Source organism: Streptomyces violaceusniger Tu 4113 (genome assembly GCF_000147815.2).
Taxonomy (GTDB): domain Bacteria; phylum Actinomycetota; class Actinomycetes; order Streptomycetales; family Streptomycetaceae; genus Streptomyces; species Streptomyces violaceusniger_A.
Window position 1 is genome coordinate 36,951 of record NC_015952.1, and the last position, 25,274, is coordinate 62,224.

The following is a 25,274-nucleotide window of genomic DNA, read 5'->3' on the forward strand; positions in this document are numbered from 1 at the left end:
GACGGTTTGTGGCGACTTTAACCTTTGATCACAGTAGAGCCCTTCGACCCATCCGGTACTGATGTGTCCGTTTCACTCGGTGTCGCGGACAGGTCAGCCCACTCCGGGCATCCGCGCTCCGCCATCACGGCCCGCAGCAGCACCGGATCGTGCGGACGCCCCTCGCTGATCAGCGCCCGCACGTAGACGTCCACCAACTCGTGCGTGCACGGGCACTCAGGCAGCACCAGGTGCAGATCCCGGTACGCACCGGCGAGCATCAGGTCTGTCTGCTCGGGGTTCGGCTCCAGGTGCACATGGATCTCGTGCTGCGGGACCTCCCGGTACTGCGCCCGCACCGGCCGCGGCTGACGGGACAGCAGCCAGCCGCCCGCCTTGTCCAGCGCCCGGACCGCCGCCAGCTCCACGGCCTTCTCCAGAGCCGCCGCTCCCGGCGCGCTCGGCCCGGCCGGAGCGCCCTTCTGCTTGGGCTGCGGCCGGTCCTTCGCACCCTCTTCCGCGGGGCGCCCGGACTTCTGCGGGGCCTTCTTGCCCCCGGCGCCCGACGTCGCACCACCGGCCGAGCTGGACTTGTTCTGCTGGCCCGGAGCCCCCTGCGGGCCCTGCTTGGGCGGGACCGGCGAGGACGAGGCGACCTGGTTGGCCGCGTACTCGCGCAGGTCCGGTGTGTCGATGCCCAGCAGCGGAAGCAGCAGCGGCGCAATGAGGCCCTGCGTGGCGACCACGGACTGAAGGACGTGCCGGTTGCGCTCCTCCTTGGTCGGCGCGTCCTCCTCGCCGAAGCCCAGCACGCTGCGCAGCGCGGCTTCCCCCAGCGCACCCTGCTGGTACGCCTGGAGGGCCTGTTGCGGGCGGTTGGCCTGCTGCACCAGGTCCGACACGTCGTACCAGAGCGCGTACTGCTCAACGTCCGCGACGCCCAGGGACTCCAGAGACGGCCGCAGGTACTGGTACGTCAGGGCATCGCAGATCAGCGCCAGCAACGGCTCAATGTGGATCTTGATGCTTGACTCTTCGAGCGCCCACACCGAGTTCCCGGTCCAGAAGACGGTGTCCTCATGCCGGGCCAGCCACGTCCGGTTGGGTGTGGTCGGGCACCAGATGGTCCCCGTGTAGTAGGTCTCGGTGACCTGGCCCTTCTGCGGGGTGAACCGGCCGCGGGCCTCCAGGGACAGCCCGGCGGCGCCGGTGTCGGTGTCGGTGATGATGTGGAAGTAGCCCAGCTCCGCGGACAGCAGTTCCTTGGAGGTCACCCACATCGGCACGCCGTGACGGGAGCGCACCGGCCAGCGGTGCGCATGCGTGGTCAGCGAGTGGTGGCCCTCGCCGTGGATCTCGACCATCGGCTCAGCCAGCACGTTCCAAGTGTTGATCTCCTCGCACGGGCCCCACTGCGGCAAGCCCGTCTGGTGATCGAGGGTCATCACCTCCTCGCCGCGCTTGAGCTGGTCGAACGTCTTCCAGCCGTCACGGGTGAGGATCTGCGTCGTCTCCGGCACGCACCAGTGGTTGATGTCCGCGATGCCCAGCAGGATCTCCGCGGGGATGTCCAGACCACTCGCGATGCGCTTGGTGGCCGCGTCGCGCAGGTCGGCCGCCGCGGCGTCCAGCGGGGTGGAGAAGGAGAAGTGCTTGATCCCGTTCCCGGCCTCCGCCGGGCCGCGGACCACGATCGGCACGACGGCTGAGGCGCTGCCGCGGTCCCTCAGCGGCGTCATCATCGCCTCGATGAGGGAGGCGGTGAAGGGATCGCTGTGGATGGGGTTGACGCCCTCGCCTGCGGCGGGCTGGGGGAACGTCAGCTCGTCGGGGAGGAAGAGCAGGCCCGCGCCGGCGAGACGCGACTCTGCGGAGGCGGAGATGTGCCCCGAGAGGTCCAGCAGCTCCTTGCACGCGCCGCGCAGGGAGATGACCGGCGAGTCCGGGTACCAGTTCCGGCGCGGGTGCGGGCGCCAGATCCGGATGAGGGCCGCGTTGTCGGTGTCGATCTCCACCGGGTCCGGCTCGTCGGGCGGGGTGATCTGCATGGTGCCCGCGGTGGAGTTCGCCACCTCCGCGGAGTTGACGACCTGCCAGATCCGCTCGTGGTCCTCGGGGTGGTCGTACCCGCAGATGTAGGTCTCGCCCACGAGGTTGATGTGCGTGGCCAGGCGGCGCAGCATCTCGCCCTGCCCGAGCTGGCCGCCGAACAGCTCGTAGTAGGGCTGGAGCACCTTGTCCATGCCCGGGTCGGAGTTCTCGATCGCCACCGGCGCGGCGGTGCCCTCGGGGTCGATGCGGCCGATGTAGAGCCGGGCCCGGGAGCAGGCGTTCGCGATCCAACCGATCCCGAAGCGCAGCTCGGGGACGGAGTCGTACAGCTCCCACGCGTCGATCTGCCAGTCCGCGGCCTGGGAGACCGGCCGTACGCGGTCGCGGGTGATCAGGGCCGCAGAGGCGATCGTGGCTGTGCCGATGGTCCGCGGGGGGTGGGGGTTGTCGTCGGGCAGCACGATCTGCCGGGTGTGGGTAACCGTGGACCGCCGGGTGACGCGAGGGAACATGGGCACTGCTCAGCTCACCTCGCGTCCAGGTGCTGAGCGGCGAGGCCGGTCAGCCAGGAGAGCGTGAGGAAGCCCGCCGACCACTGATAGGCGAGGGTGTCGCCGTACTCGATCGCGGCCGGGGTGACTCCGGCGGCCACCCAGATGGACATGCACCAGGGGCAGCCGATCAGCTCGTTGAGCCAGGGCCAGAAGCCCTTGGGCTCAGCGTCCTCGTCCGGCGGGGTCGCCTTCTTCGCAAGGCGGTCACGCAGGGGGAAGGTGATGCTGTCCCTGCCGATGAGGCGGGTGATGCGCGCGGTCGCGCCGAGGGCGGTGAGGGCAGTGATCGGGTCCACGGGGGCGAGGGTACTTAAAACCGGACATCGTGCCCGGTAGCACTCATACGTGGCGTAACTGAACTGTCGTCGCTAAGCGCCTCAGATGCGACCATTAGGGATGGGATGGATACAGCTCATCTCGCTCTTCTGCACCTGGACCTACGCCATCTGGCAACAGCCCCCCATCGGCTACACCAACCTTCCCTTCTACATCGGCATCCTCGGGACGATCATCGCCCTGTGGCTGGAGGAGGACACGACGCCATGGCCACACCACGACTCAACGCCGGCGCCATCAACCACCTGCTCAAGGGCCGCGGAGGGCTCGTCGACCGGCACTTCTCCCGGCACGCCGCCAACGTCGAACGCGCCTGCAAGGCCCTCGCACCGGCGGAGACCGGCCGCCTGAAGGCGTCCATCACCACCAAGCGCACGGTGGCCGGACCGCTGGTGATCTGGCACATCGGCTCCCCCCTCCGCTACGCCCCGTACCCCAACTGCGGCACCGGCGTCCACGTCGGCCGCGGGCCGATCGTCCCCAAGCGGGCCCCGAAGCTCGTGTTCTTCTGGCGGGGCCGCAAGTGGGTCGTCGACTCCGTCTCCGGCCAGCCGCCGCAGCGCTTCATGATCGAGGGCCTGCGCCGCGGACAGCCCTACCCCGTCACGCCGCTTCCCTGCTGACACGAAGAAGGGCCCCGTCTCCGCCGAGACGGGGCCCATGCGCGCATCGCGCCCTTGTGGGCAGCTACCCAGGCCATGCACATCTGGCGCCCCCGAATGCCCAGCGCTACCCGGGCCGGGCACGACAGCCCCCAACACCCCCCATTCTAGGATCATTCGTGCGAGACCGACCGCGCCCCTGCGGAGACCCGGCCTGCGGGGGCTGGTGCCGCTACGCCACGGTGGCCACGCTCTCGCGCTTTCTCGCCTTCGTGGCCATCGTTCTGCCCTTGAGCGAGCGGTTGCGGTAGCGGCATAGCTCCTTCCACTGCTGGCGCACCGACGCACCGCCCGGTTCGACCCAGCCGTACTGCTCGCCGAGGCGCACCACCTCGCCGATGTCGTAGCCCTCCAGATCGCCGATGAGCACGGCCGCCTGCGGCCCGTACCCGGCCGTCTTCATGCGCCCGATGATCTTGCGTTCGCGACCGAGAAGCCGGGCCGCCTCCGCAGCCGTCAGGTACCGCACGGGACGCTTGCGGTACCAGCGCGGCGGCTCCTCGTCGCGCCGCGGCCGACCCGCACGGTCGGCCCGCGCTGGGCGCCCGTGGACGTCGATACGCCCGGTCTCCTTCAGCCACCGCGTGGCCCTGCACGGCTTCCAGCCGGGCTGGAAGCCGATGTAGATGTCCGGCTGCGGGCACCAGGGCCCCGAAGAGAGCTTGTCGAACGTCGCCTTCTTGATGCCGGCGCGACGGTAGATGTCGAACCCGGCCTCATAGGAGACCGGAACGCTCATGCTGGTCTGGTTCATGGGTCCTCGCTTGTCGTGACCTCCAGCGGAGTTGCCACAAACAAGTACACATCGTACTTCGAACAGAGCAACGACGATCCTCTTCATGGTTGCTGCCGGCGCCCAAGAGGTGTGTCCTGTTAGTGGCATCCGTACTGGTCATACCGGTCTGGGGATTTCATGGGAAGCGGCACCGCCCGGCACACCATGGATCAGGCCAGGGGCCGGTGCTGGTGTCCGCTGCGCCACCGGCGCTCCGTCCGGCGCGGCGTGTCCGGGCCCCATGGCAGGGCCCCCGAGCACCGGAGGCACAACGCTATGGCAGATTCCCCGGATTGCCAGCAACAGTCACCATCGACCCCCGAGGCCCCCAAGGAGCCCACCCGGCTGGAGAGGCTGAAGCGTCTCCTGCCCTGGGGCCAGAGGAAGTCCAAGGTCAGCCCGCCTACCCAAGGCGCCCAGAAGGACGCCGGAGGAGAGACACCATGATCGTCATGGCAAAGGGCCGTGGTGGCAACGCCGCGAACCTCCGCAAGGGCAAGAAGTCCGGCAGCAAGAAGAAGAAGAGCACCAGCAAGGGCGGCCGTCCGTTCGCGGCGTCCGGCGGCGCCTTCTCCTACAGCCCGCGCGGCCGGTAGTAGATGGGCCTCCACGACATGTGGTCCCAGGGCTCCCGCCGAACCGGCGGGAGCCCTTCGGGGCGTGAACCCTCCTTCGCGCCGAAGCGGTGGCCGCTGAAGCCACGCGCGAAGGTGCCCGAGAAGGACCCGACCGACCCCCAGGACGAGGCCAACCCGGCGCTCGACAAGTCCGCCTCCGGCGGCGAGTCCTCCGGCTCGCACGGCACCGGCCGGGGCGAGGACGGGCGCGACAGCGGCTCCCCGTCCGAGCAGGACGTCACCGTGCGCCGCACCGAGCACCACTCCGACGACCACTCCGAGCCCCACGTCTCCGCCCGGCGGGACCTGGACGGCCGCCGCGGTGTACGAGGCATCCGCTCACGCCATCGGCGCGACCCGGGCAGTGACCGCGCGGAGATGGCCGCGGACGAGGAGCCCGATCCGGGGCCGACCGCATCCATCCACACCGCCACAGGGATCAGCATGGACAGCTTCCGACCCACCACCTTCGCCAGCGAGGACGGGCCGCAGCCGAACCTGCCCGGCACCCGTCCCCTTCGGTACGTCACCCCCTCCAAGCGCAGCCGGGCCGGGATCAGTACCGCGCGCTCCCGCCAGCTCCCCGGCTCCGCTCCGGTCACGAGCCCGCTCCCGTGCCCCGGCTGTCAGAGCGGATCGTCGTAGGAGCTCGGCCGGCGAACTTCGGCGTGGTGCGCCTCTATGACCGCTTTGACCGTCTTTCATCCGGTTCATGGCACCACGCCTTGGCTCCCTCTGCTCCGGATACGGCGGACTGGACATGGCCGTCCAGCACGTCTTCAACGCCCGAACCGTCTGGCACTGCGAAAACGCCGCCGCGCCCGCGGCTGTCCTCGCCCACCACTTCCCTGACGTGCCCAACCTGGGAAACCTGAAAGCCGTCGACTTCACCGGCGTCGAAGGCGTGGACATCCTCGCCGCAGGCTTCCCATGCCAGGACGTCTCGATCGCCGGTCCCCGTGACGGGATGCGCGAGGGCAACCGGTCCGGGCTGTGGCGAGACGTCGCGCGGGCCATCGAGATCCTGCAACCAACCTGGGTGGTGATCGAAAATGTCCGCGGCCTCCTCTCCCAACGGGCCCATGGCGTGCTGGAACCCTGCACGCGGTGTGTGGGACACGAAAGACCGCAAGACCGACTGCGGGCACTGGGCGCCGTACTCGGCGATCTGGCCCTGCTCGGGTTCGATGCGGAGTGGCTGTGCCTACGCGCATCGGACGCCGGCGCGCCGCACCGGCGCGACAGAACCTTCATCCTGGCCCGCCGCGCCTTTGCTGAAGACTCCGACCTCGAACATTGGCTCCAATGGCGGGACTCAGCACCCGGACAAGCGCAAGCGCGGCGGCCATGGCCCGACGCTGGCGGACGAGGTGGAGTGGGTGCTGCTGCCGACTCCGTCAGCCTCGAATCCGAACGAGGCCGAGCCCCTGGAGAGCTGGGAGGCGCGGCGTCAGCGGAATCTGGCGAAGAAGATCAACGGAAACGGTCAGGGACTTCCCCTGGGTGTGGCTGTCCGGATGCTGACGACCCCGGATGCGGGATCGTCTGGGGACGGTACGAGCAGGCGATCAGGCGCTGGGAAGAGCTGATCGGCCGACCGGCACCGTGCCCGATCGGCTGGGTGAAGACCGGCCGGAGGATCACGCCGGAGTTCGTGGAGTGGATGATGGGCCTCCCCCAGCACTGGGTGACCGGTGTCCCCGGCATCTCGCGGACCCGGCAGTTCACCGTGCTGGGCAACGGCGTCGTGCCGCAGCAGGCCGTGATGGCACTGACCATCCTGCGCGAGCGCTTCAGCAACGAGGAGCTGTGCGCGGAAGAGGCTGTGCAACTCCTGCTGGACCTGGACCCGGTCCGCTGACCTTAACGGGGGCCGCGAAAACTTCGCGGCCCCCGTTAGAAGCTGTACGAGAACCTGGGATTCGAAGGCGCCCCGGCGTCGCCCTGGGCGCTCATCGCCGCACGTCAGTGTGGTGATCAGCCCGGGTTCAGTACAGGCCGCGCTTGTCGTTCCACCGGCTGATCCACCAGGCGTAGACCACGTTGCCCATCCCGGCCGTGAAGATGGCCAGCCAGAAGTGCGCCCAGAAGGACTGGCGGCGCTTGCGCATCAGCGGCCCGTACCCGCCGACGGCCGCCGCGGCCGCCGAGGACGAGGCCGAGACCGACGGGGCCACGGTGTTGCTGATGACGATGTTCGGCGGCACGTAGCTGCTGGGCTGCTGCGGGATGTGCGGTCTGGGGGTGGTCATGGTCGTGCTCCTTCGTGAGCGTCTTCGGCAGACATGGTGATGCCCCGCTCTACGGTGGCAGAACGGGGGCATCAGGTAGGGCCTTCTCCAGGGTTCAGACGGGCTCGCCGATCGCGCGGCGGATCTTGAAGTGCGTGCTCAGCTCGGGCCAGTCCGCTCCCGGGGCGTCCGGGTAGCCGTAGTAGCGGCAGGCCGCGGACACGGAGGTGTCGGGGAGGTAGATCCGGGTGCCGCCGGTTGGCGCCGGTCGGCGCCTGCGAATCCAACGGACTATCGGGGTACGCATGGTGGGCCCTTTCTGGCCGGGATCACCGGCGGTCCGGATAGTGAGGGGGGAGTCTTCGGAAGAGAGTGGGCGGTTCGTCTTCGGCGCGCCCCGAACTGTCACGTACTGTACGGGACTGTGCGGCCTGCTCGTCAAGCCACGATACCGGGTAGACATCGGCCAGTTCGTTCAGGTACTCCTCCACCCCCGGGATGACCTGGGCCTCCGGAAGGGGCCCGTGAGGCAGATCACCCGCGCCGCGCGCCTTCGACGCCATCACCGATCCTCTCGCTGGCAGAAAGGGACACGGGGCCCATCCTTCGCGGGTGAAGCCCCGTGTCCCAGCACATCGCGTCGCGCGGCCCGTGCCGTCAGGCACGCGGGACGTCGCTCTTCTTCACGCCGGTCCTGTTGTCGCCGTTCACCTTCACCTGGCCGACCGTGACCCCGCGCGCCTCCAGGCCACGGCGGAAGTCCGGCTGCGTCGTCTCCGGCTCGACGAGCTTGGGCACCCCTTCCTTCTCCTTGGCCCGCTGAAGGAGGACGTCCAGGTGGATGCCGTTCTTCTTGCCGATCTGCTCCAGGACCCAGTCCCAGACGTACCGGTTGATGTCCTCCTGGGTCCACGCCCGCGGCTCCTCCTCGCCTTCCTCGGGCTCCGGATCGTCGTCGACCGGGTCCTTCTCCAGCGAGACCTTCTTCCCCTTCTGCTTCTCGTCCTTCGCCTTCATCAGCTCCGCGACGTCGCCGGGGCTGAGGTTGTACTTCTTGGCCAGCCGCTGAACCTGCGCCTGACTGCCCGCATTCGCCTTCTTCTTCCGCGCGAGCTTGCGCAACTTGGCGTCCATGCGGGCATCTTCGGCGACGAACCACGAGGCGATCACCCACGCGAGGATGCCGATGGGCAGGACGACTTCGCCGCCCGGCCGGAGCATCAGGAAGACGCCACCGGCCGGGGGGCCGACGACGACCAGGAGCCGAATGCCCATCTTCTTCCACGCGTCGTCGTCGGTGCGCGGATCGGGGTCAAACGCCCAGTCGAAGGCCAGACGGGGCAGGTACTTGGAGGAGACGATCATGTCTTCAACCGTCTCGATGACGAACTTGCGGAACTCCAGGACGCCGACGATCTCCCGCCACCCGTCCCGGAACCAGACCCACGCCCGCGCGAGCGCGCCGGGCTCACGCTCGCCGCCGGTCTCTCCTCCTTCGTCCTCCTCCGGGGCCTCCTCTTCCGCCGGCGCGGGCTCGTCCTCCGGCTCGTCGACCGGCCCGGCCGGATCGGGCACCGGCGCCGTCTTGAGCAGGAGGAGCCGCGGAGGCCCGGCGGGGACCTCCTCCCCGCCGGGAGCGGGGAGCGTCTTCTCAGGTTCGACGGTGCTCATCGTGGTTCCTCCTTCCTGTCCGTGTGGTGGGTCAGCCCGCGAACCGCTGGACCAGGTGGTCCACGAGGTCGCCGATGTTCTTGAAGAGGCTTCCGTCGGCCGCGGACCAGGTCACGTAGCCCATGAAGCCCCAGAAGATCCGGTGCATCGGCTTGAGCGGGAAGAGCCACAGGACCAGGGCGACGCAGACGCCGATGGCCGACGGAGTGGCCTCACCGAGTCCGAGATCGTTGATCATGTTCGTGAATTCCAGGGCCATGCCATTGAGGTCTTCCAGGAAGCCGCCCGCGTAGGCGAACGACCCGGCGATCATCAGGCCGAGGAGCACCAGAATCCACGGCTTCCCGTTGGCCTTGCCGGACGACACCAGGCCCTTGGTGAGCACCAGGAGCACCAGGGTCAGGCCGAAGGCGCCCAGGCGGCCGACGGCGCTGATGAATCCCCCGCTCCCCCCGGCGGCGAGAAGGGTCACAGCGTGCTCGTGGAGGAACAGGCTGGTTTCGGGAGACTGAATGCCCTTGTCGTGGACGAACATGGCAGCGGCAGCGATCGAGGTGCGCATGAGTAGGCCCTTTCACGGGTCTGAGTCTGAGCGGGGAGGGGGAGATTCAGGAGGTCGTGTAGAGGGCGGTCGTCAGACCGACGGTGCCCGTGAGAGTGCAGGTCGCCCAGTGGAAGACGTGGCCCGGAAGGTGCTGTGCGAACGCCTCGGTGCGCCGGTCGATGACGAACCAGAGCGCGCCGGTGGCGGCAAGGCCCACCATGTGCGGGGTCAGCGTGGTCGTGTCGATGCCCTTGGACTGGGCGTAGCCGACGGCGACGTATCCGAACGGGAAGGCGAAGTAGCCGCCGACGGCCGAGGCGATCACGCGGAACGGAACGTAGTGCGCGAAGATCGCGTTCCAGGTGTTCACGGTGAAGTCGACGAGCGGGCCGAGGACCGGAATCACGCTGAAGATGCGGCCGATGCCCGAGAAGAGCTGGCCGATCGAGCTGAAGACCGGCTGGAGGATTCCCTGCATCTTCCCCGTGAACGTCCACGCGCTGTACGCGCCGGCGGATGCGGCCAGCAGGCACACGGCAGTGCCCGGGTCCTGGTGCGCACGGACCAAGGCGTCGTGTGCCCACTGGTTGACGCCGAAGCCCCAGCCGATCACCACGCCGGTGGCGTACTTCGCGGCCAGCATGCGGCGGCGGGCGTACCGGTCGCCCTGGCGGAGGAGTGCGGCCCGCCGACGGACGCGGGCGACGATGCTGCGGTCGTCCTCCTGGCCCTCGGCGGCCGGGGCCGCAGGAGCGGGGGCGTCGGCCTTCCCGGCAGCGATCGTTTCCGGCCCTTCTCCTGCCGCCGTGTCGTCGTCCTCGGCATCGTCGCCGTCCGGATCGTCCTCGTCCTCGCCCTTCTTGAAGAGCTTGGCGGGCCTGCCTTCCGGGGCTTTCTCGGACGCCTTCTTGGTCGTGCCGGTGTCCGGTCCCGTGTCCGCCTTCGTGCCGCTCTCACCTGCGGTTTCCGGCTCGGGGGCGGTCTTCTTGACCGGCTTGGTGTCCGATTCGGTGTCCGCCGCGGCGGGCGGGGCGGTCGGAGCCGGAGGGACGCTCGGCTCGTCCGGCACGACGCTGTCGGCGGGCGGCTTCTCGTCGGGGTCGGGCAGGACCAGGAAAGGACCGTGCGGCCACCTGCCTGTACGCGGACGGATGTCATCCGTCATGATGTCTGCACTCCTTGCGTCATGGCTGGGAGAGAAAGCCCTCGGACGTACCGGCCAGGTGGACCGAGGGCTTTCGCATGTCTTGGGTGGGAGAGCCTATAAGGAACGGCTGTTCTAAATGCGCGAGTTGGGCGCGTACGAGCGTAGAGGTACCCGGGGTGTGTACTTCCGGGCACCTCTAAAAAGTATCACGGACTGTACGGTCCGCGTACTAGTTGCCGCCTACGACCTGGAACCGCTTCCCGCCGCGGCTGCGCTGGCGCTCCTGCTCCTCGTTCCATTCCTGGATGCACTTCTGACCCCAGCGCAGGCCCTTGCCGAACTGCTCGCCGAGCGCCTTGGGTTCCAGGGGATTGCCCGCGACCACCGAAGCGCCGTACGCGGCGCGGGCGTCGGCCCGATCCTTGCGGGAGCGCTGCCGGGGAGTCAGCTCGGCGCCGTCCTCGGGCTCCTTCTCCTCGTCGCCGCCTTCGTCGCCGGTCGGGCCGGGCTGCTCCTTTGGCTCTTCCTCCGGCTTCTCGCCGCCCTGGTCATGAGCTTCCCCGGCCGCGGGCCGCGGCTCGGGGACGCTTGCGCCGGCGGGGACGGTCTCCTTGACCGGCTCCGGCCGCGGGGCGGGAAGCGGGGTGTGCTCGGGGTGCGGGCGCGCGGCCTCGGCGGGAGGCACGGGAACCGGCTGCCGGTCGGGCTCCGGGTCGGGCTCCGGGTCGGGCTCCGGCTCCTCCGCCGCCGGGGCCTCCCCGGTGCCCTTGTCCTGCTGGTCGCCGGTCTTCTCGCTGCCCGGGAACTCCTCGCCCCCGCCCTTGCGGGGGTCGTCCAGGCCGGTATCTATCGACGCGAAGGCGATGCGCGGCGTACCGGCCGTCGCCTTGCGGTTCTTGCCCTTCAGCACCGCGGCCATCTCCTCCAGGGAGGGTTCCAGCGGCGGCAGACCGGCGAGCGGCGAGGACACCGTGTGCTTCGGGAGGGGGTAGAGCGGCTGGACCGGCGTGACGGCGCGCACCAGGCCCTGGCGGACCTGGTGGCGGGTCTGCATGGACAGGGCGTGCGCGTCGGGGGTCAGGATCTCGCTGGTGTCCCACGCCTCGGGCAGGTCCATGGTGGCAAGGTTGCGGGCCTGGCGCCGCTCGGCGAGACGGCGGGTCAGCATCTGGCGGCGCTTGGGGTCGCCGCCGCAGCCGCGCGAGGCGTGCTGGGACGCCTTGCTGTGCAGGCGGGCGATGGTGCGCTTCTTGAAGTAGCCCTTCTTCCCGTCATCCTCTTCCAGGATGGCGAGGACGGCGTACAGCTCGACCGCCAGGCCGAGGTGACGGTCCGCGATGATCTCCTCGGCGGTGCGGTTGCGCTGGGCCAGGCCCATGTAGGCGAAGATCCGGGTGCGCAGTTCGCGGGCGATCTGGGCAGTCATGGAGTTGTTCTGCGCGTCGGGCCGCTTGTGCTTCAGCTCGATGCCCAGCATCAGGTGCCACATGAACATCGCCATGATGGGGCCGAAGAACGCGCGGACGACGCCGATCCAGAAGCCGTTGGAGACCTCGAAGGCGGGGATGACCTGGACGCCGACGACGACCTTGACGAGCGTGCCGGGGATGCCGGGGGTCGCCTCGGGGCCGTTGAGGTTCTGACGGGCCATGAAGACCAGGGCCAGCACGCCGAGTTCGGCGACGCCGAACAGGATGCCGCGCTCCCACTTGTCGGCCATGCCCATCTTCCCGGCGAAGCGCCAGGAGGAGTCGGCGGAGAAGAGCGTGAAGCCGAGGGCGGCGCCGAAGCCTAGCGCGACGGCGACGGAGACCTTGCCGTGCAGGAAGGCGACCGCCTTCCTGCTGCCCAGGAAGGCGTAATAGCACAGGATGGCGGTGGTGGCGACGCCGAGTGCTGCAACGGTCGCCACCGTCGGGTCGGGGGGTGACTCGGGAAGGTGGTCGAGCGGGTTCATGCGGGTCGGGTCCTATTCGGTGGCGCCGAGTAGCCCGCCGGGTGGAGTCATCCTCCCGGGTTGGTGACGGCTACGGGGCAAAGAGCGAGCAGCGGGCAGGTAGCACAGATGGCCGCCGCATTCATCCGGTCCTCTGGGTCGGGCCGGAGGGACACAGTGAGGCGGCCGTAGAGATCGGCGTGAGCGATGCAGGCGGCGGTACCCCGATCGGTGGGGAGCGTCCGCGCGGCGTGGAGCATCTGGAGCTTGCGGACGGTCTCTGCCGATACCTTGGGTGGCCGCTGCGCCATGTGATGCTCCGTGTTCTCATGGGCAGTATCACACACTGTCCGGGACTGGCACGTCAACCGCATAGTGCGTAATACTGGCCCTATGAAGACTGTCCTGATCAGCCAAGCCCGGAGAGAATTGGGCAAACTCCTCAGAGAGGCCCAAGAGGACAAAGAGGTCCCATTCACTGTGACCTTGCGACACTCCCCCGCATGCGTCGGCGCGCCGCGTGAGTGGTTCAAGCGCGCCTGTCGCGGCCTCAACCCCGCCCCGACGATTAGGTCGGTAACCCTCGCCTTCCCAGAACAACCTGTCCACGACGCGCAACGCGGGCAACTTGCTCACATGGTGCAAGCGGTCGTCGAAGAAGGCGCGTTCTTCGAATTGAAGCGGGTGTGGGGCATGGCGTGCGTGCTCGTGCCGATCCCCTGGTACAACGAGCGGGTGAAGGCGATCGGCCCTCCCGCCGGCGAGACACCGGAAGAGGAGCAGGAGGCCGGTACCTGAAGGGGGCCGCAACCACTGGTTGCGGCCCCCTTCAGGTGTACGGCCCGTTCAGCGGCGCGGCCGGTGCCGGTTCCAGGAGTGCGAGGGGATGGGCGCTACGCCCTGGTCCGCCGGGTGCTCGCTGAACAGGCAGTCACAGTTCTGGCAGTGGTACCGGTGCCCCACGCCGCTCACCTGGCCGCGACAGTCAGGGCAGATGCTGCTGGTCATCTGCGGCGGGTGCGTCTCACCGGCGCCGCTCGGCGGCGCGGCCGTGACCATCACCGCAGAACGGCCAGCGCGATTCCTGCGAACAGGAAGACCGCGGCGACGGCTACGTCACGCACTTCCAGGGACGTCGGCCTCCATCGTTCGCGCGGGCCACGGGGGGAGAACCAGTGGATGCCGTACGGGCGCGACGGCTTGGCGCCCGTGGACTGCTCGTCCATGCTGAGGGGGTCCTTTACTCAGATAGCTGCTGGCTGCTGCGTACTCGTGGACTCTCTCGGCGCCCCTGCGAAGCTCCTGCGAAGGGTGCCGTCTACATGCACGATACCCCTCGAACCGGTATTGGTAACACCGGTATTGCGTGAATCCACTCTGTGTGCAAGCATTCGATTCATGCGAACCCACCAGCAGCGCAACGGGACCCTCACCGACGAGGAGCGCCACGACCCGGCAATCGTCGAAGTCGTGCACGTCGTGCGGGATGTCGACCTGCTTGAGACCATGTACCCGCTGGCCTACGCCCTGCGGGATGCCCTGTTCACCACCCTCGTCGAAAAGGTCGGCGTCCGCGGCCCCGGTCGTGGCCTGTCGGTCCGGCTCCGCAACGAGCTGAACCTGACCGAGTCCGCCACCAAGGCCATGAAGCTCAAGGCCCGTCGGCGCCGGACCCGCGGTGAAGAGGTCGACGAACGCCAGGCCAAGGCCGTTCTTGCGGCCATTCGCGCCGCCGCCGTCGCCTACCGCGAGGTAATGAACGAGGGGGAAAGCGAAGACGCGAACGCGGCCTGACACACCGGCGCGCCCGGCAAAGGGCGCGCACTGCGATCAGACGGGGCGAGTGTCACCATCATGGACACCATGCCCGTCTCGTCCCTCTTGCAGCGCAAAGCAAAGGCCCGACCGGTCACCACAACCGGCCGGGCCTGCTGCTCGGAGCCCCGGGCCCGCGACCTCCTCAGCGGACACCTACGCTGCCCCCGTGGACCGTGATTCCCAGGTCACGGACCACATGACTCGCGTTTCCGCGAGCCGATGCCCACTGTTCGCTCAGATCAGATAAGGCTCTTCGAAGGTACACCATCCCCCGACTGGCGGTACCGGAGAAGGCCCAGGAAGGCCAGAAGTGACCTCTGCCATGCCCCTTCGCCAGCCCCACGCCGACGACGACGGACCGCAGGTGAGCTTCACGGTTCAGTCCTGGCGCCGGATCGTCCGCACCCTGCTCGCGGAGCCGAATCTGTCCACGCTCCCTTGCCGGCGGGATCTGCTGCTGGTCGCCTACGACTTCGCCGCGCTGTGCGACGTCGGCGGACGGGGCGCGTACTCGGCCAAGGAGCGCACCGGCCGCGCCCGCGACGACCGGCCTGACCCGTCGCTGTGCGAGCTGACGGAGATGAGCAAGGTGCAGACGGGCCGGATGCTGAAGCTGCTGATCGCCCTGGGGTGCCTGCGCATGGTCAGGCAGGCCGCCATGGGCCGACAGGCCGTCTACCAGGCCACGATCCCCACCGGGAGCCCGGAGTCCATGGGCCGGTGTCTGGCGGCGGCGGCCGAGCTGGGCTTCAAGCCGCGCACCCGCCGCGACATGACGAAGCAGGCCGACGCCCGCCGCCTGATCAAGGCCCACGAGGAAGCTCTCCAGGTGCTCGCCGAGGTACCCCGGACGGCCGTGGAAAGCCCTGTGGATAACTCAGAGCTGGGGGTCATGCAGACGACCCCCTCTGGGGGTCATGCAGATGACCCCCCACGGGGTCATGCAGACGACCCCCAGCAGGGTCATGCGGACGACCCCCCTCTTCCTATAGGGGCTCTAGGTAGTAAGGGAACTATCTGTAGTCACCTAGGTACAGGTCCCTGGGTGGCCGGGACTGGCGCCCGAAAAGAAGATCATCGAGGGGGTGGAGGAGAGCACGGCCAACAGCCGGTCCCGACGTCCGTGGCCACGATCGACGGTGATCCTGCGGGCAACCGGTGGGGCAGCGCCGTCTCCCAGGAAGCCATCCGTCGGACCGGCCGTGACCGGATGCGCGCCGAGCTGGCCAAGGCCGACCGCTGTCAGGGCCTGCACGGCAAGGGTTGCCGGTTCACCCGGCCCGTCTCGCCCAGCAACGACAAGGGCCTGTGCATCCGCTGCTACGCGCTGATCGCCGAGCCGGACGACCGGCCGGAGGACCGGCCGGAGGACGGCTCACCCATTCCGCTATCGTTCGACACCCCCACGATGCCGCCGCCGACGTACGGCACCGAGGACGGAGACCGCCGCTCATGACTGCCCTGCACGACCACGGCCCGTACGACTGCGTGCCGATAGCCGACCTGGACCGGATCGCCCAGGTAGCCAGCGATCTGAAGATCCCCCTCCCGGTGGCCGCCTGCTGGTTGGCCATGTGCAAGGAACTGCGCCGGCAAGAGGCGCGGGGTGTGCTGCCCATCCCGTACGGGGCCGCGGTCGAGGTCGGTGTCGCCACCGCCTACCGCCGTGGCGAGCAGTGGGCGGCCGAGTTCTTCCGCTCGATGTACGCCCCGGTGCTCGGCGACCTGTGGGACGACTCGCTGCTTGATGTGCTCGCCACCGCGGCCGAGGTGAACGGCGACGGCGTCACCGCGGCCCAGGCCGCTCTCGGACTACTCGACGCCTGATTGTCCGTTTTAGGATCATTTCGGAACGTTTCGGACGTTGCGCCCCCTGTGGAAGTGGCGGCGTGAGATGATCTTTGAACCCACGCCGTCTCGTCGGCGCATTGCGCCGTCAGCGACGAAAGACGGCCGCACCGCCCGGTGCAGGCGAGCTGGGCGGCGGGCGCCCTCGCGGGGTCGAGGCCCACAGGGCGCCCGCCGGTCTTGACTCCCGGCCGATATTGCCGTGTACCGGTCAAGCGGCTTCGCCGGCAGACCCGGAATCGTATGCGGGGGGGAACCCTTCCGCGGGCGCGCGCGAGCGATTCGCACTCATCTGCGATGTCCTGCGGGTGACTGTCCCAGTCTGTGCCGGTGGTGCGTGATCATCCGTGATCGTTGCGGTTGCTGTTGGTCTGTCCCTGCATGCACCCCCTGCCCTACCCTCCCCCTGCCCTGCCCCCTACCCCCTCCCCCCTGCCCCCTGCCCTGCCTGCCTGCCTGCCCCCTGTGGGTGCCCCCTGTGGGTGCCCCTGTGGGTGCCCCCTGGGTGCCCCTGTGGGTGCCCCCGACGGGGGGGTGCGGGGGGGTGGGGGTCCCTGTGGGGGGGTGTCCGTTTGGTGTGGGTGTTGGTGGGGGTGTCCTGCCTCGCAGATAACGAATCTGTAACGAATGGGTGTCGAGAACACCCTCTTCGGGTTAGACGCCCCCCCGCGTAGGGGATGCTGTGGATACCGCTACAGACAGCACCCCAAGGGAGCACCGATGGCAGGCACCCGCACCACCACACCGACCCCGACCCCCGTACAGGCATGGTCGACGGTGGCCGGTTGGGTCGTGACCGTTGCTGTGTTCGTCGGGTGGGTGTGGCTCAAGGCTCCGGCCCGTGCGCTGTGGGCAGTCAAGGGTGTGCGGGTGGTGGCGTGGCTGTTCCTCGCACCGGTCGCATGGTGGCTCTTCCGTACGGCCGTCCGTTGCGGGTGGGTTGTGCTCCGGTGGCTGATCGTCCCTGTGGTGGCTGTTCTGTGGACGCGCGTTTCTGCCCGGCCAGATGTCCGGGACGCGGTCAAGGCCATGCGTAAGGGGCGCAAGCGTGGCCGGAAGAGCGGCAAGCGAATCGCCCGACAGATCTACGGCGTATCGGCCGTTGCCTAACCCCCTGCCTCCCCTGCCCCCCGCTCTTCCCGCTCGAACGGAGACACCTGCCATGTCTGCCACTTCCGTTGTGACGATGACCGTTGCTGATGCCCTTTTGGAGGGTGCCCCGAAGAACCTGGGGAAGTTGTCTGCCGTTGTGGTCGGTCGCGGGTGGGGGGTGCAGGTTGAGCGCTCCGGCGATGCGTGGGTTTTGGTGACGCTGCACCCGCACACGGGCGCGGAAACGGGCCGGTGGGGGTGGCAGGGTGCGCGTTGGGTTTCGGGGCAGAGGTTCGGTTTCAAGGCGCTGTGCGACTTCTACGCGGCCGATGCGGAGGCGGGGGCACCCGCGGGTCCGGGTGCCCCGGTCGCTCCGGTCGCTCCGGTCGCTCCGGCGGTGGCATGTGACGAGTGCTCCGACGGATCGTGCGTGGACTGTGTGGCGGAGCATGCCGACCAGGTGGAAGCGGAAGCGCTCCGAGTCAAGGCCACTAAGGCGCACGACCGGGTGTCCAAGGGTCGGAAGCGGGTCAAGGCAGCGTGCGAGCGTGGGAAGGCTGCGCGGGAGCGTGCGGAGGCTGCGCGGGAGCGTGCGCGGGTTGCTGCGGAGGCTGAGGGTGAGTGGCTGAGTGCGCGTGTGGCGCATGCTGACGCGTTGCTGTGGTCCATGCCGTTCGGCACCCGGGAGCGTGGCGCAGCGTTCGCCGAGTTGATCGCTGCGGGGTGGGATGCGTCGGACGGGGGGACCGGTGCGGGTGCGTATGCGGAGGTGGAGACCTACGCGGACCGGGTGGGCGCGTGTGCGTCGGAAGGCTGGGCGGACGATGCTCAGCAGGGGTATGCGGACGCTGCGGAGTGCGCGGAGCACGCCTATCGGGAAACCATGATCGAATTCGGGGTGTTTGAGCGCTCCGATGGTGAGGGCGGCGTGGTGCTGCCGTCCCGTTTCGACGCTGACACAGCATGGGAGATCATCCGGGGGCACTCCCTTGATGTGGCCGGATACGTCCGGTATGCGGAGGCGGCAGCGGGGAAGGCCGAAGCGTGGGCGGGGCAGGCCGAAGCGTGGGCGGACGCTGCGGAGGAATGGGAGTCGGGCACGTCTGCGGAGGCTGACGCGCTCTTCACACTGGGGACCCCGGACGCGCGTCAGATGGCGTTGTCCCGTGCCCACCACGGGGTGTCGGACCTGGTTGCGGAAGCGTGGCAGGCAGAGGTGCAGGCGCCTGCGGACGCTCCGGCGCCGGTTGCTCCGGATGCGGAGGTGACGAAGCGTCGCGCGGCATGGCAGGCAGGGGCGGAAGCGGTTCGGGCGCAACGGCGCGCGGATGCGGAGCGTCGTGCGGCTGGTGACGCGGTACGGGCAGGGTGGGATGCGCGGACCGGGGTGCAGTGTCCGGCCGTTCCGGGTGCCGTTGTGCGGGTGGTGCGTGAGGGTAGGGCTCCGGTTGACGTCCAGTGGGACGGGGGGACTGGTCGGCAGTGCGGGTCACACTGCCCGGATGAGTGCCCCGCTTCCTGGGGTGAGGCTGAGTGGTGCGTGTGTGAGCCGCGCCCGGTGATCACGATTGACGGTCCGTCTGAGCCTTACGCGTGGGAGGACTGCCCGGAGTGCGCGGCCGGAACCCTGGGCGTGTCGGTCGACGTCATGGCGGACGCTGCGCGCCGATCGGTGGCCGGTACGGGGGACGTCACGGACCTGGTGGCGGTTGGGGATGCGCTGTATGCGGAGGCGGCGGAGCGTGAGGCGAGCGCGCTGGAACTCCGGGCGACTGCGGACCGGAACGAGTCGGCAGACTTTTCGGGGGTAACGGCTGAATGGCGTGCCTCGGTGGCGGAGTACGTGGCGGAGTGGCGTGCGGAAGCGGTCGCGCTCATGGGTGACGCCGTGCGGTTGGCCGGTATGGCGGATGCGTTTCGTGCGGCCGGTCGTCGTGCGGCGGAGGCTCCGGCGGCGGAGGCGGGGGCGGGGGCGGAGCGGGAGCGCGCGGCCAAGGTGTACGACCCGTCGCGGAAGCTGGGAGCGTTGCGCGCGATCGATGCGGGCGCCGTTCGGTGGCTGATGGGTCGGAACGTCTACCGGGTGCGTGCGGGTGTGGACGCGTCGACCCGTGACGTTGAGTGGGCGTGCGGGTGGGGGTACGCAGGGCACGTTGAGCACGGGCGGGGGTACCGAGTTGAGCTGACGACGCTTGGGCACCGCTGGGTTGAGTTGCTGTCAGCACGTGTCGAATCGGAGGCGGCGGCGGACGCTCCGGAGGCTGCGGAGGCTCCGGCGCCGGTCGCTCCGGAGCCGGATGGACTCCCCGACTGTGAGGCTATCGCGCGCGGTATGGCGCTGGTGGACAAGGCCATTGCCAAGATCGACCGGGACCGGTACACGGACCGGGACGGTGACGGGTGGTACGTGGAGTACCCCATGCCGACGTCTCAGGGTTCCCCGTACGTGAACGGGGTGACGTGCCGGGTGCGGTTGTCGTACACCGATGACGGGATGGCATACGACCTTCGGGCGTACGACTACCGGACGGGGGCGGAGCTTGCCCGTGCGACGCGCAAGGGTCTGAAGTCGGCTCTTGCGCTCGGTAAGCGTATGGCGGAGGCAAAGCACGCTCCGCCCGCTCCGGAGGCTGCGCCCGCTCCGGCGCCCGTTCCGGCCGAGGTGCCCGCTCCGGAGGCTGCGCCCGCTCCGGCGGGGGCGGAGGCTCCGGCCGAGGCGGAGGCGGCTGGTCCGGCGGCGGATGCGGCGGCGGCGGCGGAGCGCGCTACGGCAGCCCTTGCCCGTGTGCCGGAGGGTGACTCTCGTCAGGCTCACGCGGTCTGGTGGGAGGACGCTGCCCGGGGATGTGCGCGGGACGCGGCGGAGTCCTCGACGCGCGGGGACCGTGCGGAGGCTGATTGGTACGCGGCGAACGCGCTGGACGCTGCAAAGGAAGTGGAGGGGGCGGCGTTCGAGTCGGAGCGTGAGGCGGAGATCAGGGCCAATGCCGCTCCGGCCGAGGTGCACGCTCCGGAGGCGGCCCCCGCTCCGGCGGCGGAGGCGGCGGAGGCTGCGCCCGGTCCGGAGGCGGACGCCGACACCGACGACGTTCCGGGCGCGGTGTGCCCGTTGCCGGACATGTTCGTCAAGGTCCGGGCGGCGGCACGTCGCCAGGGGTGGACGTTCACCGCAGTCGCGTCCGGCGACGAACTGAGCGTGACCCTGTGCGCGGATACGGTGATCGGTCGGTGGTCGTTCTCCCTCCAGTGGCGGAGGCGTGGTTACCGGGTGGGGTACGGGTACGGCTTCGATGGTTCGCATTCGTACGCTACGTGGGCCGACAGGCGTACCGGTCCGCGCGGGGGGTATATCCGGCCGACTCTTGGTGCCGTGCTGGACGTGGTGAACGGGCACCCGTCGGCGGCTCCGGAGGCTCCGGCGCCGGTCGACGCTCCCCCGGCCACGGCTCCGGCGGCGGCGCTCGCTCCGGACGCTCCGGCGCCGGTTGCTCCGGCGGCGGAGGCGGCGGAGGCGGCGGAGGCTGCGCCCGGTCCGGAGGCTGCGCCCGGTCCGGAGGCGGCGCCGGTCGCTCCGGTGGCGGTGCTGCCTGATGTGGTGTCGGACCCGGGCGGGGTGGACGCGTGGCAGACGGACGGTGGGGCGGCCGGTGCTGCCCACCTGGTGATCTGTGCCGGGCGTGGGGTGTTCCCCGTGGCGTTCCGCGGCCCGTACGCGGGAACGGTGCGGGTGTCGCGGACGTGGCTGATCGAGCGGGCGCGGCGTGAGCTGTCGCGTGCCCGGGTGTGGCAGTCGGAGGCGGAGGAGTACGCGCAGACGTGCTCCGGGTGGCTGCGGGACGCGCGCGATCTTCACCACGAAGTGCGCCGGTCGGCGGGTGTGCTCGGTGACTGTGTGTGGGTTCCGCTAGAGACGTCGGGGGCGTGGCTGGAGCGTGCCCGGAAGGTGTCGCACGCGGCGGACAGTCGGCGCAGGCAGGCGCGGGATCTGGTGCGCATGTATGAGCGGAATCTGTCAACGCTGGAATCGGAGGGGGAGGAACCGGCGCGGCACGCGGCGGCGGCGGGGGAGTTCCTGGCCCGTGGCGCGTCGGGCGACGTTCCGGCCGGTCGTGGGGCGTGGCTGTCCGCAGATGGCGGGTGTGCGGTCGCGTTCCCGATGGCGTGGGACTCGGCGGACAATCCGGCGGCGGAGACTGACGGCCTGTATGTGGGCATGCTGGCCGACGCGGTGGCTGCCAGGGATGAGGGCCGGACGCTCGCCGGGAAGGATGTTCCCTCACGTGCCAAGACCTGTCACGGGCCGGGGGCGGACTTCCGGGCGGCGGTCGTGCGCTCCGGTGGGCCGCTGCTCAAGGCTTGGAAGGCTCCGCGGATTCCGGCGGCCGGTAAGCCGCTCACGGATGACGACCTGATCGGGTACGACGCGGGTGACGTCATCGGTGAGACGGAAGCGGCCCCTGGAGTGTGGCTGCCGATGGCGGCGGTGCGCGTGGCCGAGCTTGCCGTGATGAACGGGTGGACGGTCGCCATGGAACGGCGTGACGGTGGCGCGGTGGTCATCGTCCGGGCATCAGGCACGGTGCAGCGTGGGGAGCGGGCGCCGGTGGTCGGTGAGTGCGTGGCCGTGTGGGAGCGGGGGGAGTTCGTACAGGCCCGGTCCGGCGCACTGGTTGCCGGTGAGTTCCGCGCGGCGGCGACGCTGCGCCAGGTGCTCGGGCAGGTGGGCAGGGTCGCGATCGTGGCGGGGACCCTGTCCCCGATGGTGCCCGACCCGGAGTCGGCACCGGCGCCGGTCGGGGTGTCCGACCCGGGCGGGGTGGACACGTGGGAGGGGGAGGGGGGAGCACCGGCGGGGCCCGGTTACGGAGAGCTCCCCCCGCCGGCAAATTGTGACGCCCCCGACGGGTGGGCGCCCGTGCTCCCCGGGGTGGTCCGTCCGACGCTCGCCCGTGGCCGGTGCCTGGCCCCGTCGATGGTGCGCTATCTCGACATGGCGGCGGCCGGTCGACTGTGGGTGAAGCCGGGCGGGTCGGTGTGGCTCGCGGCGGCGGAGCCGTCGGCGAACGGGTGGCGCGCCCTGGTGGGCAGGGTCGATGCGGAACCGGTCGCGGGTGGCAAGGTGGCGCACCTCCGGGTGTCCGGGGACCTGGTGGCCGTGCCGGTCGGGGACCTGGTGGCGCTGCGCCCCGCCGACCCGGAGGAGGACCGGGCCACGGTCCCGACCCCGACCCCGACCCCGGCCCCTGCCCCTGCCCCCGGACCGGTGGCGGAGCGGTGCCCGGCGTGCCGGTGCCGGGAGGTGCGCGCCGATCGCTGCGACGGATGCGGATGGACCCCCGACCCGGAACCGGCGGCGGTGGCCGTGGTGGTGGCGGAGGGGAAGCGGCACCCCGATGCCGACCCCGCCGACAGCGACGGCCGCGCCCCCTACGCGAACGGCTTCCGCCCGGCCGTTCTGGACGGCTACACCCCGCGCGACGGGGCCGACGGGTACGAGTGGTCGGGGTGGTGGTGCGACACCGACTGTGGGCACTGCGCCGCCGGTGCCGAGTGCGCCGACTGTGTGGCGTGCACTCAGTTCGCCGCCCCCTACCCGGCGCACTGGGCCCGGGACCGGCGGGAAGGCGAGCCCTACCGCGGGGTGGAGATCTTCGGCGGACCCGGTGGCATGTCCGCCGCCCGCGCGCTGGTCGACCCGGGCGGGGACTGGGTCTTGATCGAGTTCAACCGGGATGCGGCCGACACCGCCCGCGCGGCCGGTCACTTCGTGATCTGTGCCGACGTGCGCACCCTGGACCCCCGGCACCCGGTGCTTACCCGCGTGCTGCGCTTCCACGGCTCGCCGCCGTGCCAGACCTTGAGCGACGCTGGGCAGCGCTCCGCGTGGAACGCCGAGGAGATCAGCGAACTCCAGCGGATCATGTGGCAGGCGTCGGAGGCGTTCGGGTTCCTGCCCGTCGATGACCTGTGCTCCCTGTACGGCGGACCCCACGGGTACTACGGGGACCCGTTGGACGACTACGACGGACCCCACGACCCGGACGCGTACGGGCCCCTGTGCGGCGGCGGGTTCCTGCCCCCGAGCATGACCCCGGAGGCGTTCCGCGCGTGGTGCCGGGAAGTCGTGTCCGACGACCGTACGGCGCTCATGGCCGAAATGCTGATCTGGCCCCTGTGCATGGTGCAGAACGGCGCCCCCCTGGAGTCGGTGACCCTGGAACAGTCCCCGAACCTGCTGCGCCAGTCCCCCGCGCTCGCGGAAGCCATTCAGGCAGAGTTCACCAGCCCCGACGGCATGGGGTGGGCGTGGTGTTCCTGGCAGATCGCGGACGCGGCCGACACCGGCGCAGCGTCGCACCGTGAGCGTGCGTGGATGGTCGCCCGGCGCGACGACCGGCCCCGCTACGCCGTGAACGTGGACGACGGCACCCGGGCCCGGGAGATGTGGGGGCACGTCGTCAAGCGCACCGGCGCGCTTCCGGACTGGGCGCCGGACCTGTCCGCACAGCTCGACCCCTACCAGGGGCGCGCCCGGCTGCCGGTGGTGACTGTCGCTCAGGCGCTCGGGCTTCCCGCCGACTGGTGGGCCGACACCCGCGGTAAGCGCGGGGTCAACCGGCGCACCGGTAAGCCGTTGGGCGGCGGCTCGTTCCGGCTGGACGAGGTAGGCCAGTGCGTGACCGCCCCGTGGTACGGGGTGAAGTTCCGGCCCGCCGACGTCCCCCAGGGCGAGGGAACCCGGGTGATCACCCGGGAGGAGATGGCCGTACTCGTCGGCTTCAGCCGGTCGAAGGTGTGGGCCTACACCCCCACCCGGAAGGGTGCCAAAGGCACGCGGAACGTGGCGCAGATGATCGCTGACTCGGTGTCGGTGTTCATGGCGTGGGTTTCGTCCGCGGTCAACGGGGACGCGGCCGACTGGTACGAGCCGACGGCCGCCTATCAGGCCGACCTGTACCGACTCGACGGCCCCCCCGCCCGTGGAATCGAAGGACAGCCCGCGCCCCGGCGTCTTGCAATCGAAGCCGCCCCGGCCCGTCTCGCCTTGCAACCTGCGCCGTGCCGGGCAGCCGACGCCCCCCGCCCCGCCATCACCACCCCCTACCGGGCCCCAGCCCGCCGGTTCGCCATGGCCCCCGCACGCCCCGCACTCCCCGCCGCCCCCACCCGTACGGCGCTCCCCGCCCCCGCACCAGCCACCGGCCGCCCCTTCTGGGAACCACAGCAGCGCGTCACCCTGGACGGCCGCGCCGGAACCACCCGGCACAGCGCGATCGGTCGCGGCGTACGCGTGCTGTGGGACGACGCCCCCCAAGGGTGCGACTACGCAGACCCCCGCACCCTGTGGGCCGAGGGCACCGAACCCGCCCCCGCCCGGATCATCGCCCCGCCCTACCAGCCGCCCGCCCGCACGTTCGCCATGCCCCACCCGACCCCGGAGGCACCCGCCATGACCACCACCACCCCCGCCCCGGAGCCGGAGCGCGACCCCATCGCCGACACAGACGCGGTGGCCGCCGACGTCGACCGCATCGCGGAAGAATGCCGCGCCCTGCTGGCCAGCATCACCCCCGCCCCGGCCCCCGACCCCCAGCCCGAGCCCGCGCCCGAGCCCGCGCCGGTCGACCCCGGCCGCGACCTGGTGGCGGAAGCCGACGCGGTAGCCGCCGACGTCGACCGCATCACCGCCGACGTCGACCGCATCGCCGCCGCACTCGCCGCCGCACTCGGCACCCCCACCCCGGAGCCCGACCCCGCCGCCGACCCCGAGCCCGACCGGCCCACCACCGCCGCCCGGGTACGCGCGGTTGCCGGATGGTACGGCCCCGCCACACTCGCCCTGCTGCTCCTGGTGCTCCTCGGCACACCCGTCGCCGGAGGCATCGTGGGCGCAGCACTCGCCGTACTCCCCCGCATCCCCGTATGGGCCCACGCCCGCCGCCAGCGCCGGACCGGCGGAAGCGGCGGCCAGGCCGACCACGGCCTAGCCGCCTGACCCCGCCCCAACGGGC

Annotated in this window: 20 protein-coding genes; 10 read left to right on the forward strand and 10 right to left on the reverse strand. The window is 70.3% G+C overall.

The window, feature by feature from the left end; all coding sequences use genetic code 11:
- Positions 1 to 17: 17 nt before the first annotated feature.
- Together STRVI_RS45185 and STRVI_RS45190 are read right to left on the reverse strand one after the other, a co-directional pair.
- A complete protein-coding gene (locus tag STRVI_RS45185; protein ID WP_014043751.1) occupies positions 18 to 2,543 on the reverse strand; it encodes a Hint domain-containing protein in 2,526 nt (841 codons plus the stop codon).
- Positions 2,544 to 2,557: 14 nt separating this feature from the next.
- Positions 2,558 to 2,881 carry a DUF1360 domain-containing protein gene (locus tag STRVI_RS45190; protein ID WP_014043752.1) on the reverse strand — a complete coding sequence of 108 codons (324 nt, stop codon included), beginning with the start codon at positions 2,879 to 2,881 and terminating at the stop codon, positions 2,558 to 2,560.
- A gap of 246 nt (positions 2,882 to 3,127) precedes the next feature.
- Between STRVI_RS45190 and STRVI_RS45195 the strand changes: the two genes are divergently transcribed.
- Complete coding sequence (locus STRVI_RS45195; protein WP_014043753.1) at positions 3,128 to 3,544, forward strand: HK97 gp10 family phage protein; 417 nt, start codon at positions 3,128 to 3,130, stop codon at positions 3,542 to 3,544.
- A 211-nt stretch (positions 3,545 to 3,755) separates the two neighbouring features.
- Here the strand turns inward: STRVI_RS45195 and STRVI_RS45200 are convergent, their stop codons facing one another.
- A complete protein-coding gene (locus STRVI_RS45200; RefSeq protein WP_014043754.1) occupies positions 3,756 to 4,337 on the reverse strand; it encodes a hypothetical protein in 582 nt (193 codons plus the stop codon).
- 464 nt (positions 4,338 to 4,801) lie between these two features.
- Here STRVI_RS45200 and STRVI_RS53295 point away from each other — a divergent pair, with 464 nt between their 5' ends.
- The 3 genes from STRVI_RS53295 to STRVI_RS49775 all read left to right on the forward strand — a co-directional run bounded on the left by STRVI_RS53295 (position 4,802) and on the right by STRVI_RS49775 (position 6,836).
- Positions 4,802 to 4,954 carry a hypothetical protein gene (locus STRVI_RS53295; RefSeq protein WP_014043756.1) on the forward strand — a complete coding sequence of 51 codons (153 nt, stop codon included), beginning with the start codon at positions 4,802 to 4,804 and terminating at the stop codon, positions 4,952 to 4,954.
- 114 nt (positions 4,955 to 5,068) lie between these two features.
- Positions 5,069 to 5,620, forward strand: a complete 552-nt coding sequence (locus tag STRVI_RS45205) for a hypothetical protein (RefSeq protein WP_150112986.1) — start codon at positions 5,069 to 5,071, stop codon at positions 5,618 to 5,620.
- Between the two features lie 115 nt (positions 5,621 to 5,735).
- Positions 5,736 to 6,836, forward strand: a complete 1,101-nt coding sequence (locus STRVI_RS49775; protein ID WP_014043758.1) for a DNA cytosine methyltransferase — start codon at positions 5,736 to 5,738, stop codon at positions 6,834 to 6,836.
- 127 nt (positions 6,837 to 6,963) lie between these two features.
- Here the strand turns inward: STRVI_RS49775 and STRVI_RS45215 are convergent, their stop codons facing one another.
- The 6 genes from STRVI_RS45215 to STRVI_RS46965 all read right to left on the reverse strand — a co-directional run bounded on the left by STRVI_RS45215 (position 6,964) and on the right by STRVI_RS46965 (position 12,525).
- Complete coding sequence (locus STRVI_RS45215; RefSeq protein ID WP_014043759.1) at positions 6,964 to 7,227, reverse strand: hypothetical protein; 264 nt, start codon at positions 7,225 to 7,227, stop codon at positions 6,964 to 6,966.
- A gap of 94 nt (positions 7,228 to 7,321) precedes the next feature.
- A complete protein-coding gene (locus tag STRVI_RS52380; RefSeq protein WP_014043760.1) occupies positions 7,322 to 7,513 on the reverse strand; it encodes a hypothetical protein in 192 nt (63 codons plus the stop codon).
- Between the two features lie 350 nt (positions 7,514 to 7,863).
- Positions 7,864 to 8,877 carry a hypothetical protein gene (locus STRVI_RS45225; RefSeq protein WP_014043762.1) on the reverse strand — a complete coding sequence of 338 codons (1,014 nt, stop codon included), beginning with the start codon at positions 8,875 to 8,877 and terminating at the stop codon, positions 7,864 to 7,866.
- A 31-nt stretch (positions 8,878 to 8,908) separates the two neighbouring features.
- Positions 8,909 to 9,439: a hypothetical protein gene (locus STRVI_RS45230; RefSeq protein WP_014043763.1), complete on the reverse strand. Its 531-nt coding sequence runs from the start codon at positions 9,437 to 9,439 to the stop codon at positions 8,909 to 8,911.
- Positions 9,440 to 9,485: 46 nt separating this feature from the next.
- A complete protein-coding gene (locus STRVI_RS45235) occupies positions 9,486 to 10,586 on the reverse strand; it encodes a hypothetical protein (RefSeq protein ID WP_014043764.1) in 1,101 nt (366 codons plus the stop codon).
- Between the two features lie 211 nt (positions 10,587 to 10,797).
- Positions 10,798 to 12,525: a hypothetical protein gene (locus STRVI_RS46965; RefSeq protein WP_014043765.1), complete on the reverse strand. Its 1,728-nt coding sequence runs from the start codon at positions 12,523 to 12,525 to the stop codon at positions 10,798 to 10,800.
- 372 nt (positions 12,526 to 12,897) lie between these two features.
- Here STRVI_RS46965 and STRVI_RS52385 point away from each other — a divergent pair, with 372 nt between their 5' ends.
- Positions 12,898 to 13,302, forward strand: coding sequence for a type II toxin-antitoxin system Phd/YefM family antitoxin (locus STRVI_RS52385; protein WP_014043766.1), 405 nt, complete (start codon positions 12,898 to 12,900; stop codon positions 13,300 to 13,302).
- 260 nt (positions 13,303 to 13,562) lie between these two features.
- Here the strand turns inward: STRVI_RS52385 and STRVI_RS53300 are convergent, their stop codons facing one another.
- Complete coding sequence (locus STRVI_RS53300) at positions 13,563 to 13,730, reverse strand: hypothetical protein (protein WP_014043768.1); 168 nt, start codon at positions 13,728 to 13,730, stop codon at positions 13,563 to 13,565.
- 172 nt (positions 13,731 to 13,902) lie between these two features.
- On the opposite strand from STRVI_RS53300, the gene STRVI_RS45250 reads away from it, so the two are divergent.
- From STRVI_RS45250 to STRVI_RS53305, 5 genes are all read left to right on the forward strand, one after another.
- Positions 13,903 to 14,298, forward strand: a complete 396-nt coding sequence (locus STRVI_RS45250; RefSeq protein WP_014043769.1) for a hypothetical protein — start codon at positions 13,903 to 13,905, stop codon at positions 14,296 to 14,298.
- A 346-nt stretch (positions 14,299 to 14,644) separates the two neighbouring features.
- A complete protein-coding gene (locus STRVI_RS45255; protein ID WP_150112987.1) occupies positions 14,645 to 15,778 on the forward strand; it encodes a hypothetical protein in 1,134 nt (377 codons plus the stop codon).
- Positions 15,775 to 16,149 (forward strand): hypothetical protein, encoded by a 375-nt coding sequence (locus STRVI_RS45260; protein WP_014043771.1) that lies wholly within the window; start codon positions 15,775 to 15,777, stop codon positions 16,147 to 16,149. The genes STRVI_RS45255 and STRVI_RS45260 overlap by 4 nt, the downstream gene beginning before the upstream one ends.
- Before the next feature lie 741 nt (positions 16,150 to 16,890).
- Complete coding sequence (locus STRVI_RS45265) at positions 16,891 to 17,280, forward strand: hypothetical protein (protein ID WP_014043772.1); 390 nt, start codon at positions 16,891 to 16,893, stop codon at positions 17,278 to 17,280.
- A 1,540-nt stretch (positions 17,281 to 18,820) separates the two neighbouring features.
- On the forward strand, positions 18,821 to 25,258 hold the full coding sequence (locus tag STRVI_RS53305; protein WP_167543328.1) for a DNA cytosine methyltransferase: 6,438 nt from the start codon (positions 18,821 to 18,823) through the stop codon (positions 25,256 to 25,258).
- Positions 25,259 to 25,274 lie beyond the last annotated feature (16 nt).

Excerpts from the sequence above, each read along its gene's own strand:
- STRVI_RS45185 (WP_014043751.1), bottom strand. The coding sequence starts at position 2,543 with ATGTTCCCTCGCGTCACCCGGCGGTCCACGGTTACCCACACCCGGCAG.
- STRVI_RS45195 (WP_014043753.1), top strand. The coding sequence starts at position 3,128 with ATGGCCACACCACGACTCAACGCCGGCGCCATCAACCACCTGCTCAAG.
- STRVI_RS45200 (WP_014043754.1), bottom strand. The coding sequence starts at position 4,337 with ATGAACCAGACCAGCATGAGCGTTCCGGTCTCCTATGAGGCCGGGTTC.
- STRVI_RS53295 (WP_014043756.1), top strand. The coding sequence starts at position 4,802 with ATGATCGTCATGGCAAAGGGCCGTGGTGGCAACGCCGCGAACCTCCGC.
- STRVI_RS49775 (WP_014043758.1), top strand. The coding sequence starts at position 5,736 with ATGGCCGTCCAGCACGTCTTCAACGCCCGAACCGTCTGGCACTGCGAA.
- STRVI_RS45215 (WP_014043759.1), bottom strand. The coding sequence starts at position 7,227 with ATGACCACCCCCAGACCGCACATCCCGCAGCAGCCCAGCAGCTACGTG.
- STRVI_RS52380 (WP_014043760.1), bottom strand. The coding sequence starts at position 7,513 with ATGCGTACCCCGATAGTCCGTTGGATTCGCAGGCGCCGACCGGCGCCA.
- STRVI_RS45225 (WP_014043762.1), bottom strand. The coding sequence starts at position 8,877 with ATGAGCACCGTCGAACCTGAGAAGACGCTCCCCGCTCCCGGCGGGGAG.
- STRVI_RS45230 (WP_014043763.1), bottom strand. The coding sequence starts at position 9,439 with ATGCGCACCTCGATCGCTGCCGCTGCCATGTTCGTCCACGACAAGGGC.
- STRVI_RS45235 (WP_014043764.1), bottom strand. The coding sequence starts at position 10,586 with ATGACGGATGACATCCGTCCGCGTACAGGCAGGTGGCCGCACGGTCCT.
- STRVI_RS46965 (WP_014043765.1), bottom strand. The coding sequence starts at position 12,525 with ATGAACCCGCTCGACCACCTTCCCGAGTCACCCCCCGACCCGACGGTG.
- STRVI_RS52385 (WP_014043766.1), top strand. The coding sequence starts at position 12,898 with ATGAAGACTGTCCTGATCAGCCAAGCCCGGAGAGAATTGGGCAAACTC.
- STRVI_RS53300 (WP_014043768.1), bottom strand. The coding sequence starts at position 13,730 with ATGGACGAGCAGTCCACGGGCGCCAAGCCGTCGCGCCCGTACGGCATC.
- STRVI_RS45250 (WP_014043769.1), top strand. The coding sequence starts at position 13,903 with ATGCGAACCCACCAGCAGCGCAACGGGACCCTCACCGACGAGGAGCGC.
- STRVI_RS45255 (WP_150112987.1), top strand. The coding sequence starts at position 14,645 with ATGCCCCTTCGCCAGCCCCACGCCGACGACGACGGACCGCAGGTGAGC.
- STRVI_RS45260 (WP_014043771.1), top strand. The coding sequence starts at position 15,775 with ATGACTGCCCTGCACGACCACGGCCCGTACGACTGCGTGCCGATAGCC.
- STRVI_RS45265 (WP_014043772.1), top strand. The coding sequence starts at position 16,891 with ATGGCAGGCACCCGCACCACCACACCGACCCCGACCCCCGTACAGGCA.